At 62.3% G+C, this 16,870-nt stretch carries 14 protein-coding genes and 1 pseudogene; 8 read left to right on the top strand and 7 right to left on the bottom strand.

Features of this window, described 5'->3' with window-relative positions:
- Positions 1-66 precede the first annotated feature (66 nt).
- On the top strand, positions 67-675 hold the full coding sequence (locus tag AC070A_RS29570; protein WP_058328295.1) for a pyridoxamine 5'-phosphate oxidase family protein: 609 nt from the start codon (positions 67-69) through the stop codon (positions 673-675).
- Between the two features lie 63 nt (positions 676-738).
- Positions 739-1,530, top strand: coding sequence for a M15 family metallopeptidase (locus tag AC070A_RS29565; protein ID WP_309239081.1), 792 nt, complete (start codon positions 739-741; stop codon positions 1,528-1,530).
- Positions 1,531-1,646: 116 nt separating this feature from the next.
- Here AC070A_RS29565 and AC070A_RS29560 read toward each other — a convergent pair whose 3' ends face one another.
- Positions 1,647-2,717, bottom strand: coding sequence for a GGDEF domain-containing protein (locus AC070A_RS29560; protein ID WP_113737262.1), 1,071 nt, complete (start codon positions 2,715-2,717; stop codon positions 1,647-1,649).
- Positions 2,718-2,908: 191 nt separating this feature from the next.
- Positions 2,909-4,361, bottom strand: a pseudogene (gene fumC / locus AC070A_RS29555) (class II fumarate hydratase).
- A gap of 450 nt (positions 4,362-4,811) precedes the next feature.
- Between fumC and AC070A_RS29550 the strand changes: the two are divergent.
- Entirely contained in the window at positions 4,812-6,701 is a 1,890-nt protein-coding gene (locus AC070A_RS29550) for a L,D-transpeptidase family protein (protein ID WP_113737260.1), read from the top strand.
- A 50-nt stretch (positions 6,702-6,751) separates the two neighbouring features.
- Here the strand turns inward: AC070A_RS29550 and AC070A_RS29545 are convergent, their stop codons facing one another.
- The gene (locus tag AC070A_RS29545; protein ID WP_058328292.1) at positions 6,752-7,429 is read right to left on the bottom strand and encodes an HAD family hydrolase; all 678 of its coding nucleotides are present in this window, start codon (positions 7,427-7,429) and stop codon (positions 6,752-6,754) included.
- Between the two features lie 224 nt (positions 7,430-7,653).
- Here AC070A_RS29545 and rpiA point away from each other — a divergent pair, with 224 nt between their 5' ends.
- The 5 genes from rpiA (at position 7,654) to AC070A_RS29520 (ending at position 12,811) form a co-directional block, all read left to right on the top strand.
- On the top strand, positions 7,654-8,349 hold the full coding sequence (gene rpiA, locus AC070A_RS29540) for a ribose-5-phosphate isomerase RpiA (RefSeq protein WP_057248861.1): 696 nt from the start codon (positions 7,654-7,656) through the stop codon (positions 8,347-8,349).
- Between the two features lie 121 nt (positions 8,350-8,470).
- Positions 8,471-9,016, top strand: a complete 546-nt coding sequence (locus tag AC070A_RS29535; RefSeq protein ID WP_058328291.1) for a DUF2059 domain-containing protein — start codon at positions 8,471-8,473, stop codon at positions 9,014-9,016.
- Positions 9,017-9,206: 190 nt separating this feature from the next.
- The gene (gene gor, locus AC070A_RS29530; RefSeq protein ID WP_113737259.1) at positions 9,207-10,595 is read left to right on the top strand and encodes a glutathione-disulfide reductase; all 1,389 of its coding nucleotides are present in this window, start codon (positions 9,207-9,209) and stop codon (positions 10,593-10,595) included.
- Positions 10,596-10,851: 256 nt separating this feature from the next.
- Complete coding sequence (locus tag AC070A_RS29525) at positions 10,852-12,225, top strand: class II 3-deoxy-7-phosphoheptulonate synthase (RefSeq protein WP_058324194.1); 1,374 nt, start codon at positions 10,852-10,854, stop codon at positions 12,223-12,225.
- Positions 12,226-12,412: 187 nt separating this feature from the next.
- Positions 12,413-12,811 (top strand): GFA family protein, encoded by a 399-nt coding sequence (locus AC070A_RS29520; RefSeq protein WP_057248864.1) that lies wholly within the window; start codon positions 12,413-12,415, stop codon positions 12,809-12,811.
- Between the two features lie 4 nt (positions 12,812-12,815).
- Here AC070A_RS29520 and AC070A_RS29515 read toward each other — a convergent pair whose 3' ends face one another.
- The 4 genes from AC070A_RS29515 to AC070A_RS29500 all read right to left on the bottom strand — a co-directional run bounded on the left by AC070A_RS29515 (position 12,816) and on the right by AC070A_RS29500 (position 16,827).
- Positions 12,816-13,733 (bottom strand): helix-turn-helix domain-containing protein, encoded by a 918-nt coding sequence (locus AC070A_RS29515; RefSeq protein WP_057248865.1) that lies wholly within the window; start codon positions 13,731-13,733, stop codon positions 12,816-12,818.
- A 195-nt stretch (positions 13,734-13,928) separates the two neighbouring features.
- Complete coding sequence (locus AC070A_RS29510) at positions 13,929-15,668, bottom strand: pilus assembly protein TadG-related protein (RefSeq protein WP_492384627.1); 1,740 nt, start codon at positions 15,666-15,668, stop codon at positions 13,929-13,931.
- Between the two features lies 1 nt (position 15,669).
- On the bottom strand, positions 15,670-16,092 hold the full coding sequence (locus tag AC070A_RS29505; RefSeq protein WP_058324072.1) for a TadE/TadG family type IV pilus assembly protein: 423 nt from the start codon (positions 16,090-16,092) through the stop codon (positions 15,670-15,672).
- 186 nt (positions 16,093-16,278) lie between these two features.
- Positions 16,279-16,827, bottom strand: coding sequence for a DUF1003 domain-containing protein (locus AC070A_RS29500; RefSeq protein ID WP_057248868.1), 549 nt, complete (start codon positions 16,825-16,827; stop codon positions 16,279-16,281).
- Between the last annotated feature and the right edge of the window lie 43 nt (positions 16,828-16,870).

The raw sequence follows: 16,870 nt of genomic DNA, 5'->3' as shown, positions 1-16,870 counted from the left end.
TCCGGAATCGCTTCGCAATCCGCGCCCTGCCATCGATCCGGAGATCTTTCGGTATTGGAGGACGGCATGTCGGTCATCACCACGGTCGAGGAACTCAACGCGCTCTATGGCGGTGTTAGCGAAGCATCGGTGGCCAAGGTCACCAAAACGCTGACGGCGGAGTATCGGCTGATGATCGAGGCTTCGCCCTTCTGCGCGCTCGCAACCGTCGGGCCGGAGGGGCTCGATTGTTCGCCGCGCGGTGACGACGATTGCGTCGTTCGGATCGCCGACGACAAGACGGTGCTGCTTCCCGACTGGCGCGGCAACAACCGGGTCGATTCGCTCGCCAATATCGTGCGTGACCCGCGCGTGGCGCTGATGTTCCTGATCCCCGGCTCGAACACGACGATGCGCATCAACGGCACAGCCGTCCTCAGTATCGATCCGGAGCTTACCGATAGCTTCGAGGTCGACGGCAAGCACCCGCGCAGCGTGATTGTCGTGACCATCGGTGAAGTCTATTTTCAGTGCGCCCGTGCGGTGATGCGCGCGCAGCTTTGGAACCCGGAACGCTTCCTCGATCCGGCATCGCTGCCGACGCCCGGCACGTTGCTGAAGGCTGCCAAGACGGATTTCGACCGCGAAACCTATGACCGCGAATGGCCGGAGCGCGCAGCCAAGACCATGTGGTAGGCTGCTGCGGGGACTGACCGGTACGGTCACCCATCTCAGCGAAGCGCGCGGGTGGAGGCAAGGGTGCGGCGGCAAGCTCTGACAGGTGCATCAGCACTCCTGCTCGCGCTCTTGGCCGGCAAGGCGACAGCCGGCGAGCCAAGTCTATCCGAGAAGCTCCGCCTGCTGGCCACGGCCTACCCCGATGCCATCGAGCGGATCGACGGCAATGTCCTGGTTCTGCGGGATGGTGGGGGGCCGCTCTCCATCGACGACGGCAGGAAGAAGAGCCATGCAGAGAAGCTGGCCGCGGCGGATATCGAGGACAGCCTGTCACAGATCTATCCGCTGGGCGCGTGTGCGAAAGCGCCGGCCGTCGATTTCGATCCGGGTCGCATCCGCAGCGAAGCGCTGTTGAAGCGGCTCTATGGCAGCAGTGCTACGGCTGTCAGGCGGGATCTCGTCACTGTGGACTGGTTCGGCGAGCGGCTGCAGGTGACGCGGAAGCACGGAACGGCCGCGGCGCTGAAGGCGATCGCCGCTGATCTTTCGCGACATGCCGAACTCAAACGCTATCTCAGCCCAAGCGCCGGCACCTTCAACTGGCGGCCGATTGCCGGTGCTGCCACGCTGTCGGTCCATAGCTTCGGCGCGGCGATCGATCTCAATACGGGCTTTGCGGATTACTGGCGCTGGTCCGGGAAGGGGGTGCACGGCTATCGCAACCGCTATCCGCTGGATATCGTCGAGATTTTCGAGAAGCACGGCTTCATCTGGGGTGGCCGCTGGTACCACTTCGATACGATGCATTTCGAGTACCGGCCGGAGCTGATCGCGATCGCGCGGGCGGCGGGCGCGGATGCCTGCGGCCACTAGTCGGCTGCCTCGCAGCGTTCAGAGCGGGCGGTGCCTTCACGTATGCCCGAGCACCGGCAAACAAAAAGCGCCCATGAAGAGCGCCGATTGTCAGTTCGATCGCAGAGCGCCGTAGGTCAGCGTCGATAGATCAGCCAGTTGCGGCCGGATTCCTTGCGCATGCCGTCTTCAAAGAGAACGGTCTTGTTGCGCCCGCCATTCTTGGCCGAATAGAGCGCGATATCCGCCTTGTTGTAGAGATCGACAGGGTCTTCTGCTGCGGTCGCCATGCAGACGCCAACGGAAAGCGTGATCGGGCCGTAGTTGACACCGGTCTTCGAATTGCGGAAGGGCGTTGCCGCAAGAACCGTGCGGATGCGATCGGCGATCTGCAGGCATTCTTCCTGGGTGCTGTCGCCAAGGATGATGGCAAATTCCTCGCCGCCGGTGCGGGCAACGAAGGCCTCGCGGCGCAGGTTGGCGCGAAGGACGCCGCCGACGGTCGCGAGGATCTTGTCGCCGACCGGATGGCCGAACGTGTCGTTGACCTTCTTGAAATGGTCGATGTCGGCAACGAGCAGGCCGGTGAAGTTTCTCAGATGCTCATTGTTGTAGACGGCGGCCAGATTGTCGTCGAAGGCACGGCGGTTGGCGAGGCGCGTCAGCGAATCCGTGTTGGCGATGCGCTTGTACTCGTCGAGCTCCTGCCGGATGACTTCCATCTCGAAGGATTTCTGCACGACCGTCTGCACGCGCTCCTTGCCCTGGCTCATCGTCTCGGCGGTCGCCTCGGTCAGGATGCCGATCGCGTGGCGCAGGATATCCGCGCTCGATGCACTCTTGCTGACGATGTTGACATAGGCCTCATCGAGAACCTTGTTGTAGTTCTCAAGCGCGTATTGCTCGTCGCGCAACAGGGTAACGAGCTCGGCAAGCTTGGCTGCAAGGGTGGTGTGGGCGCGCTCGATGCCGTTCGAGCGGTGAATGTGGCTGAAGTACTGCGCGCCGATCGCATCCAATTCTTCCTGGGTCGCGCGGCTGCCGAGTGCCGCGAGCTCCTTCGAGAGCTGCGGGTTGGAACCGAGATAGGCTTCGTAATAGAGCTCGTAGTTGCGGGGGATAGGCGCGACACCCATCATGCGCATGGCATGGGTCACTTGCGCTGCGATATCGGGCGTCTGTGTCTTGCCCGAATTTGCCGTTTGCATGTGCAAACCCCCTAATATTATTCACTGCTTACGGGTTATGATTTTTAGGGGCAAATGATTTGCGAAGTCTTAATATTTGCCGCCGCCGCGAACCGCAATTCGATCGACTGCGGCCTTCCCGCCGATCTATTCCTGCGTTTGCGGCTTGAAGACCACGGCGCCATCGAGGCGCCGTGGTGTGTCAAAATGGATCAGGCCGGGCCGATCATCGTTTCCGGGCGCACGATCGCGTCGAACTCTTCGTTCGTCACGTAGCCGCCGCCGACGGCTTCTTCGCGCAGCGTCGTGCCGTTCTTGTGCGCGGTCTTGGCGATCTTGGCGGCGTTGTCGTAACCGATCTTCGGAGCGAGTGCGGTGACCAGCATCAGCGAGCGGTCAAGTGCCGCCTTGATGTTGTCTTCGCGTGCCTCGATGCCGACGACGCAATTGTCGGTGAAGGACACGGCCGCATCGGAAAGCAGCTGCACCGACTGCAGGAAGTTGTAGGCCATCAGCGGGTTGAAGACGTTGAGCTCGAAGTGGCCCTGGCTGCCGGCAAAGGTGAGAGCGGCATGGTTGCCGAAGACCTGGGCGCAGACCTGGGTCAGTGCTTCGCACTGGGTCGGGTTGACCTTGCCGGGCATGATGGACGAGCCAGGCTCGTTTTCAGGCAGCGACAGTTCGCCGAGACCGGAGCGTGGGCCGGAGCCGAGGAAGCGGATGTCGTTGGCGATCTTGAAGAGGGCGGCGGCCGTCGCGTTAATCGCGCCATGGCTGAAGACCATGGAATCATGGGCGGCGAGCGCCTCGAACTTGTTCGGCGCCGAGGTGAAGGCAATGCCGGTGATCTTGGCGATCTCGTCGGCAACCTTTTCAGCAAATCCGACCGGCGCATTGAGGCCGGTACCGACGGCCGTGCCGCCCTGGGCGAGTTCGCAAAGGCCGGGAAGCGTCATCTCGATGCGCTTGATCGAGGAAGCGACCTGCGCGGCATAGCCGGAGAATTCCTGGCCAAGCGTCAGCGGGGTTGCATCCTGGGTGTGGGTGCGGCCGATCTTGATGATGTGATCGAATGCCTTGACCTTGGCTTCCAGCGCCTTGTGCAGGTGCTTCAATGCCGGCAGCAGGTCATGGATCACCCGTTCCGCGCAGGCGATGTGCATCGCCGTCGGATAGGTGTCGTTCGACGACTGGCTCATGTTGACGTGATCGTTCGGATGCACCGGCTTCTTCGAGCCCATGACGCCGCCGAGCAGTTCGATGGCGCGGTTCGAAATCACCTCGTTGGCATTCATGTTCGACTGGGTGCCCGAACCGGTCTGCCAGACGACGAGCGGGAAATGGTCGTTGAGCTTGCCGTCGATCACTTCCTGCGATGCCTTGACGATGGCATCGGCTACGGTGGAATCCAGACGGCCGAGCGCCTGGTTGGTCCGGGCGGCTGCCTGCTTGACGATGCCGAGCGCCCGGACGATCGAGGCCGGCTGCTTTTCCCAACCGATCTTGAAATTGCCGAGCGAGCGCTGGGCCTGGGCGCCCCAATAGCGGTCGCTTGCCACTTCGATGGGGCCGAACGTGTCTGTTTCCGTGCGCGTCGATGTCATCGTGATACCTGCCTTGGATCATGCGGTTCATGAAGCCTGGGCGAGCGGCCGGGTGGCGCATCTCCCCAGGGTGCCGGGCCTCTCTCTGCCCCGCCTGCCGGAGCTTGTAAAGGGGCGTGGCTCGGCTTGCCATGCTACAATCGTTTGAAACGTTGACGTGCAACAAGGCCGGCCCGGAACGATGGTGATTCGGTCGCTTGCGGGCCGCGGGCGCCGTTGTGATGTTTCGGTCACAGGCGCGGCGTTCTTTTTAGGCGCCGATCGGCGGCTGCAACCGGCCCATGACCTCCCGCTGAAATAAAATCCATATGGATCAAATTTTTATCCCCCTTCGAACGTTATGGAATCGAGGCGATTGCCGGGGCGAGGAAGGAGATTCAAGGTCGATGTTCGCGGGCGCGTTTCCTTTTCATTCACCATCCTTTTCTATAACTTTCAGTGCACGAGGGCGTGGCGAGAATCTGGCTTCAGTCGAATTCGGCGACAACGCGATACGGGGACGTAGTTTCATATGAGAGTAATTAAGACGGCAGCGGTCGTGGCGCTCATGAGCGGCTGTGCGATCGCGACCATGGATGCGCGGCCGGCTTCGGCCTTCACATTTGGCGATTTCATCCGGGCAGGCCGGAAGAAGACCGAGGCTCAGCAGGTTCAGCCGAACCAGCCGCTGCCGGGCATGGGCACGATGGTCGACCCGCAGCAGGCGGCCAAGCCGCTGCCGAAGGTCACGGGCCCCAAATATTACACCTACAAGGCGGAGCCGCTGCGTCGCATCTCGACCGACAAGCTGCTCGACCCGGTCGTTACCGGCTCCGTGCGCAACGATGCGCTGCCGCCGATGCTGCGCACGCCGCTTGCCGACGCGCGGCAGTTCCTGCCGGATATCAACGTTCGCGCGTCCGGCGACGTCGCCAAGGCGGTCGAAGCCCATTACGGGACCCGCATGGATTACATCTGGATCGGCGCCGAAGGCGTGAACGCCAAGGCAAAGGCAGCGGTCGACGTTCTCGCCGATGCAGCCAAGGTCGGCCTCGACCCGCAGGACTATGCCGTCAACGTACCGGCAGACACTTTCGACCGCGGCGATATGATCGCGCGCGAAAAGGAACTGCTGCAGTTCGAAATCGCGCTGTCGGCGGCAACGCTCACCTATGCGCAGGACACCGTGCGCGGCCGCATCGATCCGAACAAGATCTCCGGCTACCACGACTTCAAGCGCAAGACTGTCGAACTCGCCCCGCTTCTCGACAAGCTGTCTGCGAGCAACGACGTCGCCACGCTTCTCAACGACCAGAACCCGAAGAGCGCGCAATTTGCGGCACTCTCCGTCGAACTGGAGAAGCTGAGGGCGGAAACGGGCGCCGAGCAGCGCGTCGAGATCGCGCCGGGCACGCTGCTGAAGCCGGGTCAGAGCAATCCCGAGCTCGCCAACATCATTGCCGGTATTCGCCTCAAGGGCTCGGAAGCGTTGAAGACCGAACATGCGGCGGTTCTTGCCGCTTACCAGGGAGCGCCGGAATACACGCCGGAACTGGTAACCGTGGTGGAGGCCTTCCAGAAGGAACACGGGCTGAAGGCTGATGGGGTCGTCGGCCAGGCGTCGGTGCGCATCCTGACCGGTGGCGACAGCGTGGCGAACAAGATCAACAAGCTCGAGATCGCCATGGAGCAGGCGCGCTGGCTGCCGGATGGCCTCGGCGGCCGCTACGTCTTCATCAACCAGCCGGCCTTCACCGCAACCTATACCGACCAGGGCGCCGAGCAGTTCTCGATGCGCGTGGTCGTCGGCTCGAAAACGAACCAGACCTATTTCTTCCAGGACGAGATCCAGACCGTCGAGGTCAATCCGTACTGGGGCGTGCCGCAGTCGATCATCGTCAACGAGATGCTGCCGAAGCTCCGCAGCGACCCGAACTATCTCGATCGCATGGGCTACCAGGTCGAAGTCGGCGGCCGGCCGGTTCCGTCGGCGTCGGTCAACTGGAACGGCTCGACCGCTTCGGTCGCAGTACGCCAGCCGCCGAGCAGCGACAACGCGCTCGGCGAGCTGAAAATCCTGTTCCCCAACGCGCATGCGATCTACATGCACGACACTCCGTCGAAGAGCTTCTTCAAGCGCGACAACCGGGCACTCAGCCACGGTTGCGTGCGGCTTGCCGATCCGCGCCTGATGGCGGCGGCCGTGCTCGGTACGAGCGTCGAGGACGTCGGCAAGGAGATTGCCGGCGGCGGCAACAAGGCGCTGCAGGTTCCGGTGAAGGTGCCGGTTTATGTCGCCTACTTCACGGCCTGGCCGAACAAGGATGGTGTCGTCGAGTATTTCGACGACGTCTATGAGCGTGACATGTACATGAACCGCGCCTTTGACGCGACGCGCGGCGCCCGCAGGGCCGAAGGATAAGACACAAGAATAAGAAAAGGCCGCTTCGAGCGGCCTTTTTTTCTATTCGATCATCGGGCTTCGAGCAGCGCCGAGACCAGTTCCGGTGTCAGCTCGTCGAAGTGGCTGATGATTTTCGTCGGTTCGAGGCTTTCGACGGGGACGTCCGAGTAGCCGAAAGGAACCGCAATCGACGGCACCGCTGCATTGCGCGCGACGAGGAAGTCGTTGAGGCTGTCGCCGACCATCACCGAGCGTTCGGCCGAGCCGCCGGCATTGGTGACGGTTCTCAGGAGGTGCTCGGCATTCGGCTTGCGCACTTCGAAAGTGTCGCCACCCGAAATCGCGGCGAAGCGTTCGATCAGCCCCAGGCGTTCGAGCAGGCGCGTTGCCAGCTTTTCCGGCTTGTTGGTGCAGACCGCCAGCTTGAAGCCGGCGCCGGAGAGCCGGTCGAGCGCGTCGATGAGGCCCGGATAGGGCAGCGAATCGCCGGGCATCGAGCCGTGGTAGAAATCGACGAACTCCTTGAGCTGCCATTCCAGCACGTCTTCAGCGAGCGGCTTTTGCCGGAGCGCGAAGGTGCGCTCGATCATGGCGCGTGCGCCGTGCCCGACAAGATGGGTGAGATCCGCATAGCCGACCGGTGCGATGCCGGCCTGGGTCACCGCATGGTTGAGGCTCGCGACCAGGTCCGGCGCGGTATCGACAAGCGTTCCATCGAGATCGAAGACGACTATGGGAGATGACACCGAAAAACCTCATGGCACCGGAAACGTTGCCGTTCGGGTAGGCGAAGTGACAGCAGAATGCAATGGGGAGTACATGTCCCAAGTCCTGCGGAATCCTTGGCGGCAATTTCATTTTGACTTTTGTTTGCGTCGCCGGGCGTGTAAGTGTCTCAGCGGAAAACGGGCCGGCCGTTCGCTGCTTGCAGCAAAGCCGTCCGTCGGAATTACAAGGGAGCGACTGGCGCATGGACGCCCGCGAAATGAAAATCAAAGCCGCGGCTGCGGCTCTGGAATATGTCGAAGACGGCATGCGCCTCGGCATCGGTACGGGCTCCACGGCTGAGGAATTTGTCCGGCTGCTGGCCGAGAAGGTCGCCTCCGGCTTCCGTATCGAAGGCGTTCCCACTTCGGAGCGCACGGCGCGGCTCTGCCTCGAACTCGGTGTGCCGTTGAAATCGCTCGATGAGCTGCCGGAACTGGACCTGACGATCGACGGCGCCGACGAGGTCGATGGCCGGCTGCGGCTGATCAAGGGCGGCGGCGGCGCATTGCTGCGCGAAAAGATCGTCGCGAGCACGTCGAAGCGAATGATCGTGATCGCCGACGAATCGAAGGTGGTCGAGGTCCTCGGTGCCTTCAAGCTGCCGATCGAGGTCAATCCCTTCGGTCAGGTGGCAACGCGGATCGCGATCGAGAAAGTCGCTTCGCGGCTCGGCCTTTCCGGCGAAATCGCCGTGCGTCAATCGCACGACGGCGCCTTCAAGACCGACGGTGGACACCTCATTCTCGATGCATCTTTTGGCCGTATTCCTGATGCAGATGCGCTCGCGGGGGAGCTGAATGCCATTCCCGGCGTCGTCGAGCACGGGCTTTTCATCGACATCGCGTCGCTGGCAATCATTGCAGGGCCGGAGCAGGCACGCATTCTGACTGCGTCCTGAGCTGGCTCCCGACAGCCCGCAATGGGCTGGGAGCGGTAAAGACAACAGGTTTCCACACATGCGGGCCTGGCGGCGGAAATCGCCCGGGCAGCATGCGACAAACACAGGAGCAAGGGTAAAAATGAACAAACTCGCAGGTCTTGTCCGCACATTCGCTGCCACCGCGATTCTGCTTTCCGCATCGATTCCGGCGGTGCAGGCCCAGGACGTCTCCGAAGAGCAGATCAAGGCGGCGCGCGCGACGATCGCAGCGCTTGGCGTGACCAACAGCTTCGACAACATTCTGCCGAACCTTGCCGAGCGGCTGAAGAACACGCTGATCCAGTCATCGCCGAACCATCAGGAACTGATCACGGCAACCGTCGACGAGAAGGCACTTAGCCTTGCCGCGCGCCGTGCCGATCTCGAGAACGAAGCGGCGACGATCTACGCCAAGACCTTCTCGCTCGAAGAACTGAACGCGATCACCGAATTTTACGGCTCGTCCGCCGGCAAGAAGCTCCTGGATAACGGCCCGATCGCTTCGCGCGAACTGCTGAAGGCCGCCGACATCTGGGCCGCAGGCGTTTCCCGCGATCTGACCCAGGAAGCCACCAAGTCGCTCGACGAAAAGGTTGGCAGCACGCAGCCGGCTGCCGAGGGCGCCGTCCAGGCGCCGGCACAATAACCGTCGCCGCCCACGGTTCATCACGTTTCGAGGAGCCCGGAGAGATCCGGGCTTTTCTTTTGGCTGGAGGCACCACTATATGTGCCCTGCGGCGCGGCCTTCGGCTGGCCGCACCGGCTGCCGAACGCGAGATTGTTCGGCGCGCTTTCCATTTCGCCATTTCGGCCCGCTTGCTTTCAGGAGACTGCCCATGCCCGCTTTCGACTATGACCTCTTCGTGATCGGTGGCGGATCCGGCGGCGTCAGGAGCGGGCGCCTGGCAGCGAGCCTCGGCAAGAAGGTGGCGATTGCGGAGGAGTTTCGCTACGGCGGCACCTGCGTCATTCGCGGCTGCGTGCCGAAGAAGCTCTATGTCTACGCGTCGCAGTTTTCCGAACATTTCGAGGACGCAGCCGGCTTTGGCTGGTCGGTCGGCGAAAGCCGGTTCGACTGGCAGAAACTGGTCGCCGCCAAGGAGCAGGAAATTACCCGTCTTGAAGGTCTCTATCAGAAGGGCCTCAACAATGCCGGCGCCGAAATCCTGCATACGCGCGCCGAGCTGGTCGGTCCCAATACGGTTCGTCTGCTCGACAGCGGCAAAACGGTGACGGCCGAGCGGATCGTGATCGCCGTCGGTGGTCATCCGACGCCGCATGACGCGCTGCCGGGACACGAGCACTGCATTTCCTCGAACGAGGCTTTCGATCTCGCAGACCTGCCGAAGTCGATCCTAATTGCCGGCGGCGGCTACATCGCCGTCGAATTCGCCAACATCTTCCACGGCCTCGGCGTCGAGACGACGCTGATCTATCGCGGCAAGGAAATTCTCTCGCGATTCGATCAAGACCTGCGCCGCGGGCTGCATGTGGCCATGGAAGAGAAGGGCATCCGTATCCTGTGCGAGGACCTTATCCAGTCGGTCGCCCTCGATGATGCTGGGAAGCGTGTCGCACGCACGATGAAGCACGGCGACATCGCCGTCGATCAGGTGATGCTGGCGCTTGGCCGCGTGCCGAACACCACGGGGCTCGGCCTCGAAGCGGCTGGCGTCAAGACCGATGAGCGCGGCGCCATCATCGTCGATGCGTTCTCGCGCACCAGTGCGCCGGGCATCTATGCGCTTGGCGATGTCACCGACCGCGTGCAACTGACGCCGGTCGCGATCCACGAGGCCATGTGCTTCATCGAGACCGAGTACAAGAACAATCCGGTGTCGCCGGATCACGACCTGATCCCCACCGCCGTCTTCTCGCAGCCGGAGATCGGCACCGTCGGTCTGACGGAAGAAGAGGCGACGCGCCGCTTCGACGAGCTGGACGTTTATCGCGCCGAATTCCGGCCGATGAAGGCGACGCTTTCGGGCCGCAAGGAAAAGATGATCATGAAGCTGATCGTCAACGCTGCCGACCGCAAGGTGCTCGGTGCCCACATCCTCGGCCATGATGCGGGCGAGATGGCCCAGCTGCTCGGCATCTCGCTGAAGGCCGGCTGCACCAAGGACGATTTCGACCGGACGATGGCGGTGCACCCGACGGCGGCGGAAGAACTGGTGACGATGTATTCGCCGTCCTACCGCATCCGCAAGGGCGAGCGGGTCTGAGGCCCCGGCAGCCGGTGCCTTGCTTTGCAGGCGCCGGAGCCGATGAATTCTGGTAGGATGTCTTTCCAAGCCTTCGCTTAACGTCTATAAGCCCGCATCCGCGAAGTCACCGGCTTCGGGCGAGCTTGGCGCAATAATCTTGCGTTGGGGCAGGGCACGCGGACATGAGTGAAATTTCCGAATACCGGGCGGCCACCTTCGGCCGTCAGGGCGCGACCCGCGCGGATAGATCCGCGGCAGACAACAGGTGATCGAAATGGCACAGACTTGGACTCCAAACAGCTGGCGGCAGAAACCCATCCAGCAGGTGCCGGACTATCCGGACCTGGCAGCGCTTGAGGCGACCGAAGCGAGCCTCGCGAAGTATCCGCCGCTTGTGTTTGCAGGCGAAGCGCGCCGTCTGAAGAGTGCCCTTGCCAATGTTGCCGAAGGCCGCGGCTTCCTGCTGCAGGGCGGCGACTGCGCTGAAAGTTTCGCCGAGCATGGCGCCGACACGATCCGCGACTTCTTCCGCGCCTTCCTGCAGATGGCCGTCGTCTTGACCTTCGGCGCGCAGCAGCCGGTGGTGAAGGTCGGCCGCATAGCCGGCCAGTTCGCCAAGCCCCGTTCTTCGGGCGTCGAGAAGCAGGGCGACGTGACGCTGCCGTCCTACCGTGGCGACATCATCAACGGCATCGAGTTCACCGAGGAAGCGCGTATCCCGAACCCGGAACGCCAGATCATGGCCTACCGTCAGTCGGCTGCAACGCTGAACCTTCTGCGCGCCTTCGCCATGGGCGGCTATGCCAACCTCGACAACGTGCACCAGTGGATGCTCGGCTTCGTCAAGGATAGCCCGCAGGCAGAGCGCTACCGCAAGCTCGCCGACCGCATCTCCGAGACCATGGACTTCATGAAGGCGATCGGCATCACCTCGGAAAACCATCCGAGCCTGCGCGAGACCGATTTCTTCACGAGCCACGAGGCGCTGCTGCTCGGTTACGAGCAGGCGCTGACGCGTGTCGACTCGACCTCGGGCGACTGGTACGCCACCTCCGGCCACATGATCTGGATCGGCGACCGTACCCGCCAGCCCGACCATGCGCACATCGAATACTGCCGCGGTATCAAGAACCCGCTCGGTCTCAAGTGCGGCCCGTCGCTGACGGCCGATGGTCTCCTGGAGCTGATCGATCTTCTGAACCCGGCCAACGAAGCCGGCCGCCTGACGCTGATCTGCCGCTTCGGCCATGACAAGGTGGCGGAGCATCTGCCGCGCCTCATCCGTGCGGTCGAGCGCGAAGGCAAGAAGGTCGTCTGGTCCTGCGATCCGATGCACGGCAACACGATCACGCTCAACAACTACAAGACCCGCCCGTTCGAGCGGATCCTGTCGGAAGTCGAGAGCTTCTTCCAGATTCACCGGGCAGAGGGCACGCATCCGGGCGGCATCCATATCGAGATGACCGGCAACGACGTGACGGAATGCACCGGCGGTGCGCGCGCGCTTTCCGGCGACGATCTTGCCGACCGCTACCACACCCATTGCGATCCGCGCCTCAATGCGGACCAGGCGCTGGAACTCGCGTTCCTGCTGGCCGAGCGCATGAAGGGCGGCCGCGACGAGAAGAAGATGGTCGTCAACGGCTGATCTAATCCCCTGGCATCGTTCAGGCTTTCTGAACGTCGCTTGGGAGTTTTGAATTTGACAATGCCGGGCCCGCTCTGGAAGCTGGTCCGGCATTTTCGTGTCTGGAGCAGGAAGCGGCGCGCGCAATCGTGCCGCCTTATCCACCGCATGACAGGGTGATGCATCACGATTTCGCTTTGGGGGAACAATGCCGGACGTTCACAAGGGAAGCTGTCTTTGCGGGGCAGTGCGCTTTGCCGCACAGGGCGAGCTGCGCGAGCTGATCTACTGCCATTGCAGCCAATGCCGGAAGCAGACCGGGCTCTACTACGCCGCGACGAATGTCCGGAACGACGGCCTTGAGGTCGAGGGAATGGAGCATGTCACTTGGTATCGGGCAAGCGACAGCGCCAGCCGTGGCTTTTGCCGGATCTGCGGCTCGGCCCTGTTCTGGAAGGGCGACGGGCAGGATTACATCTCGATCATGGCTGGGGCCTTCGAGAAGCCGACCGTGCTGAAGGGTGGCTATCACATCTTCTGCGAAGACCAGGGCGACTTCTACGAAATCACCGACGACTTGCCGAAATATGCGGCCGGACGCAGCTGAGCGATCACTCCGGCGTGCTTGTTGCCTGCCGAACCGCCTGCTCATAGCCATTGGCAAGGCCGGCCATCTTGACCGATTGCCACTGACAATATTCGTCGAGCAGGCGTTCGCCTAGCCAGAACAGCCCGCGCTGGCCTTCGCCGGCGCGGCCGATGAGGCCCGCATCCTGGGCGCGGGTGAAAATGCGCCTGATATGCGTGTTGGAGATCATGTAGTGCGTGGCGAGTTCCGAGAGGCTCGCTTCGAGCCAGACTTTGCCGTCGACGGGATCGAGGCTTTGCGGCCGCGACATGAGATCGTCGAGCAGCAGGCCGCCGCATTCGGTCCAGACGAAGGCGGCCACAGCTTCCGGCGGCTCGTTCCACCGCCGGTCGGCGAGCAGCAGGCGGGTGGCGATCGGTTGGGCGCGCTCAAAGATCGTCCGATCGGCTTCGACGCGCTGAAGGCGGCCCTTGCCGTCGAAACGGTCGAGCGTGCCCATCTGGCTCATGAACCAGCGCAACATCGCCCCTTCGCTGATTTCGGTCGGCTCCAGGGGCCGCACTTTCTTTCTGGCACGACCGCCATTGGTATCGCGCAGCAGCTTGTAGGTCAGCAGTTCGGCAATGAAGGCGGCAGCGGTATTGCGGCTGGCGCCGCCCATCTCATGCATGAACTTTAGCAGGCGCGCGGTGGTGATACCCGTCTCCGGATTCGCTGGATCGCGCTCGAGGTGAAGTGTGTAGACGGCTTGGCTCAGCGTCCATTTCTGATGGGAGGCGACGAGGCGGGCAACTCGAGGGAAGACATCAAACACCGACATCAGATCGCGGGCGCTCGCCTGAAGGATCGCCCGGAAGTTCGGATGATTGCGAAAATCTTCTGCGGTGAAGGCAAGCGCACCAACTGGCGCAACGCCCTCATGCTCTGCCACGACACGCATTTGCTGCGCACACCCCCCGAAGCTTGCGCGGCGTGCCGGATGCTTGAATTTCAAGATGCCCGGTCGCCAGCCGCCACTCAGCCTAACCCCTTTTAGTAGGAGTAGCTTGCCCATAACGTGCGAACAACCGATTTTGTTCAAACGGGGCACCTGACGTTCAGCCGTCAGGCGCCCCGTTCGATTGCTGGATCTCGATCATTGCACCAGCACAGGCGGCTGGCATTTGACGCCGGTGACGCGCACATCGGCCTCGCCGACCCGGACGCCGACGAGCAGGAGCAGGTTGTAAAGGAGACCATCGACCGGCTTGGTGACGGAACCCAAGGTCTGGGCCAGAGCCTGCTGGACGATCGTCGGGCTGCCGAGCGTGAGGAACAGAACCTGGATGTTGACGTCGAGGTTGTTGAGCAGGGTTTGGGTCGTGGAGGTGAGAATATCCTTCGTGGAGACGCTCTTGATCGATCGAGTCGCAATCTCGGATGGGCTGAAGCTCAGGCGCGAGACCTTGAGGTTCTGTGCTTCGACATGAGCGAGCGCATCGATCTTGACGACGAGGGCATCGACGAGGCGGGCCCTTTGCACGCGGGCATCCGACGAGAAGTTCGAGAGCACTGTCGGGTCGACGTCGCCGATCGCGATCTCGGCAATGCCCGGCACCGCGTCGACGCTGACCGCCGCGTTTTCCGGAGTACCGCCGTAGCAGCGGATGTCGGCAAGTTTCGCCTCGGCATAGGCAAGTTCGACGTAGATCGGCAGTCTGATGCGGATGCCGGCAAGGGCCGCAAGGCCATCGACGTTGACTTCGACGGCGAGGCGGGTCTGGGCGGTGCGCACGGCCGCCCCCGGGGTTCCGAGGCGGTGGCTGGGCGTCTGGACCGGCGGCTCGCCGATCGCGAGCTTGACCTTGGCAGAAGCGATGCCGGGAAGCCCGGTCACGGCGTTGAGCGCGATCTGGTGTTCGCCATTGGCAATTGCGGCGGCCGCGGAGACGATCTGCAGCGCGCTGATCTTCATCGCCCAATCGGAACCGGCATCGATCTGCAGGCTCTTTTTCGGATCGAGGTTGAGGATCTGGGCCAGTGTGACGGTCTTCTTGTTGTTTGCGGTCGAAAGCTCGATGCTCTTCAGCGCGGCTGTCACTGTGCCTGAAAGACCCTGGACGAGCCGCATCGAGGAGAGCAACTGCGGCATGGTCAGATTGGCCTTCAGCACGTCCTCATAGGAGGCGGCGGTCAGGTTCAGCTTTGTCGCGACGATCTTCAGGAACGGCTGGACGTCGATGTCGGCGTCGATGAGAGCCTGATAATCCATCACCTTGAGGGAGATGGTCGTGCCGAGCATTTGCCCGAGGATCGAATTCAACAATCCGTCGTTCAGGCTGGCGAGACGCGAGCCGACAGAGAAGGCGGCAATCTTGGAGCTGGCGGCCGTGCCGATGACGCTTAAATCCGGCGGCGCGCTGAACATGGAGGCAAGGAAGATCTGGCCTTTCTTTTCCAGCAGAACCTGAACGGCATCGGTCGGCGTTGCGTCCTTGATGAAGCGCTGTCCGGCCTCGACGGACGGGTCGGGGATATAGCGGCCGCGCGCCAGCGTGGCCACGCCATCCACCTTGCCCGTGCCGACATCGCTCAGCGGCAGCACCTTGCCATCGACCGTCATCAGCCCGGTCGGCGTGGCCACGGCGTAGTTGAGGCCATTGTTGGAGAAATGGTTGAGCACGGCCTTCTCGGCCGACGTGATATTGGCGGCCGCTGCGATCGCGGCAAGGTCGACCGCCGACTGCATCTCACGTTTCTGCACGGTGAGATAGCCGTAGTCGATGCCGAGCCCCATTGAGGCGATGACCAGTGGCATGACCAGTGCGGCAGAGATGCCGATATTGGCGTCTTGTGATCGGAGCAGCGTGCGCAGTCGCGTTGATTTCCACGCCATGTCAGACCCCTCCCACGCGTATGGTTGCAAAGCGCTCGATCTGGCTGCTCGGCATCGCGAACGTGAAAAGGTTAAAAATCGGGAGGTCGGCGGCGTCGTATTTGATCCGAACGGTGAACTGGTTGGCGTTGCTGGCGTCGTCTTTGACGGTCACGGTCATACGCGAGGATTTGATGAAGGCCTGATCCATCGTGGTGCGGCGGATGTAGTCGGTCGCGAGGCGTTCACGCTCGCCTTGGGATAGTCCAGCGATGGCTGTGCGCGCGGCATCGGCGGCGATCTGCTGTATGGAATGCGCTGTGCTGAGATAGACGCCGTAGGCGATCAAGGTCAGCACGCAAAGGAAGAAGAGCGGCGCTATGATTGCGAATTCGATTGCAGCGGCGCCGTCTCGGCCGCCGAAAAGGCGCTTGAAGTTGGACATTGCAGCATCTCCGCGTACCCACGTTGCTGTATTTTTTTTCGAATGTCCCTGCACCCATAAGATGGTCCTCAAATATTAATTTTTTCATACTCCAATAAGTTGCCGATGGCAGCGAAGCGGGGGTGTGGGCGCCCGCGCTACGCCGCGGCACCGCGGGATCTGATCCTGCGTGTCGTGGGTGTTCGGTCAGTCCTGCCCGGGTGCTGGACGGTAGTGCTCGAGCTGGCGGTTGAGCGTTGCGAGGTCGGCACGCAGTTCCGAAATCTCACGCAGCAACACGTCGTCGACCTTGTGATGCAGGGCGATCAGTTCGACTTCCGACTTGAGATTGACCTCGTAGTCCTTGGACGCTGCGAAGCGGTCGCGTTCGGCCTGACGGTTCTGCGACATCATGATGATTGGGGCCTGCAGTGCGGCAAGCATGGAAAGCACGAGGTTGAGAAAGATGTAGGGGTAGGGGTCGAACGCTCCGGTCACCAACAGCACCGAGTTCACGATGACCCAGCAGACGAGAAAACTGCAGAAGGTGACGATGAAGCTCCAGGAGCCGCCAACGCGGGCAATGTTGTCGGCGAGCCTGTCGCCTAAGGTTTGCTCGGCAGCGAAGGCCGCATTGGTATCGGTGGTCAGCGTGCGCCGCTCGCGGGCGTAGGCGAGGATGCGGCGCTCGATCTCGCCGAGTTCGCTGAGCGGCTTGCCGAAGAACTGGTGCGAGATGTTGTTGAAATGCGGCATGGCGATCTCCGGGGTTGACCGGAGAAAATCTAGAGCATTTCCA

The sequence above is a fragment of the Ensifer sp. GW101-20A05 genome (genome assembly GCF_059424735.1).
The sequence above is the reverse complement of the archived record's forward strand: the minus strand, read 5'-3'. Positions and strand labels throughout refer to the sequence as shown.

Bases quoted from the DNA above. Each gene is read 5' to 3' on its own strand.
- AC070A_RS29570 (WP_058328295.1), top strand. From the start codon at position 67: ATGTCGGTCATCACCACGGTCGAGGAACTCAACGCGCTCTATGGCGGT.
- AC070A_RS29560 (WP_113737262.1), bottom strand. From the start codon at position 2,717: ATGCAAACGGCAAATTCGGGCAAGACACAGACGCCCGATATCGCAGCG.
- AC070A_RS29550 (WP_113737260.1), top strand. From the start codon at position 4,812: ATGAGAGTAATTAAGACGGCAGCGGTCGTGGCGCTCATGAGCGGCTGT.
- rpiA (WP_057248861.1), top strand. From the start codon at position 7,654: ATGGACGCCCGCGAAATGAAAATCAAAGCCGCGGCTGCGGCTCTGGAA.
- AC070A_RS29535 (WP_058328291.1), top strand. From the start codon at position 8,471: ATGAACAAACTCGCAGGTCTTGTCCGCACATTCGCTGCCACCGCGATT.
- gor (WP_113737259.1), top strand. From the start codon at position 9,207: ATGCCCGCTTTCGACTATGACCTCTTCGTGATCGGTGGCGGATCCGGC.
- AC070A_RS29525 (WP_058324194.1), top strand. From the start codon at position 10,852: ATGGCACAGACTTGGACTCCAAACAGCTGGCGGCAGAAACCCATCCAG.
- AC070A_RS29520 (WP_057248864.1), top strand. From the start codon at position 12,413: ATGCCGGACGTTCACAAGGGAAGCTGTCTTTGCGGGGCAGTGCGCTTT.
- AC070A_RS29515 (WP_057248865.1), bottom strand. From the start codon at position 13,733: ATGCGTGTCGTGGCAGAGCATGAGGGCGTTGCGCCAGTTGGTGCGCTT.
- AC070A_RS29510 (WP_492384627.1), bottom strand. From the start codon at position 15,668: ATGGCGTGGAAATCAACGCGACTGCGCACGCTGCTCCGATCACAAGAC.
- AC070A_RS29505 (WP_058324072.1), bottom strand. From the start codon at position 16,092: ATGTCCAACTTCAAGCGCCTTTTCGGCGGCCGAGACGGCGCCGCTGCA.
- AC070A_RS29500 (WP_057248868.1), bottom strand. From the start codon at position 16,827: ATGCCGCATTTCAACAACATCTCGCACCAGTTCTTCGGCAAGCCGCTC.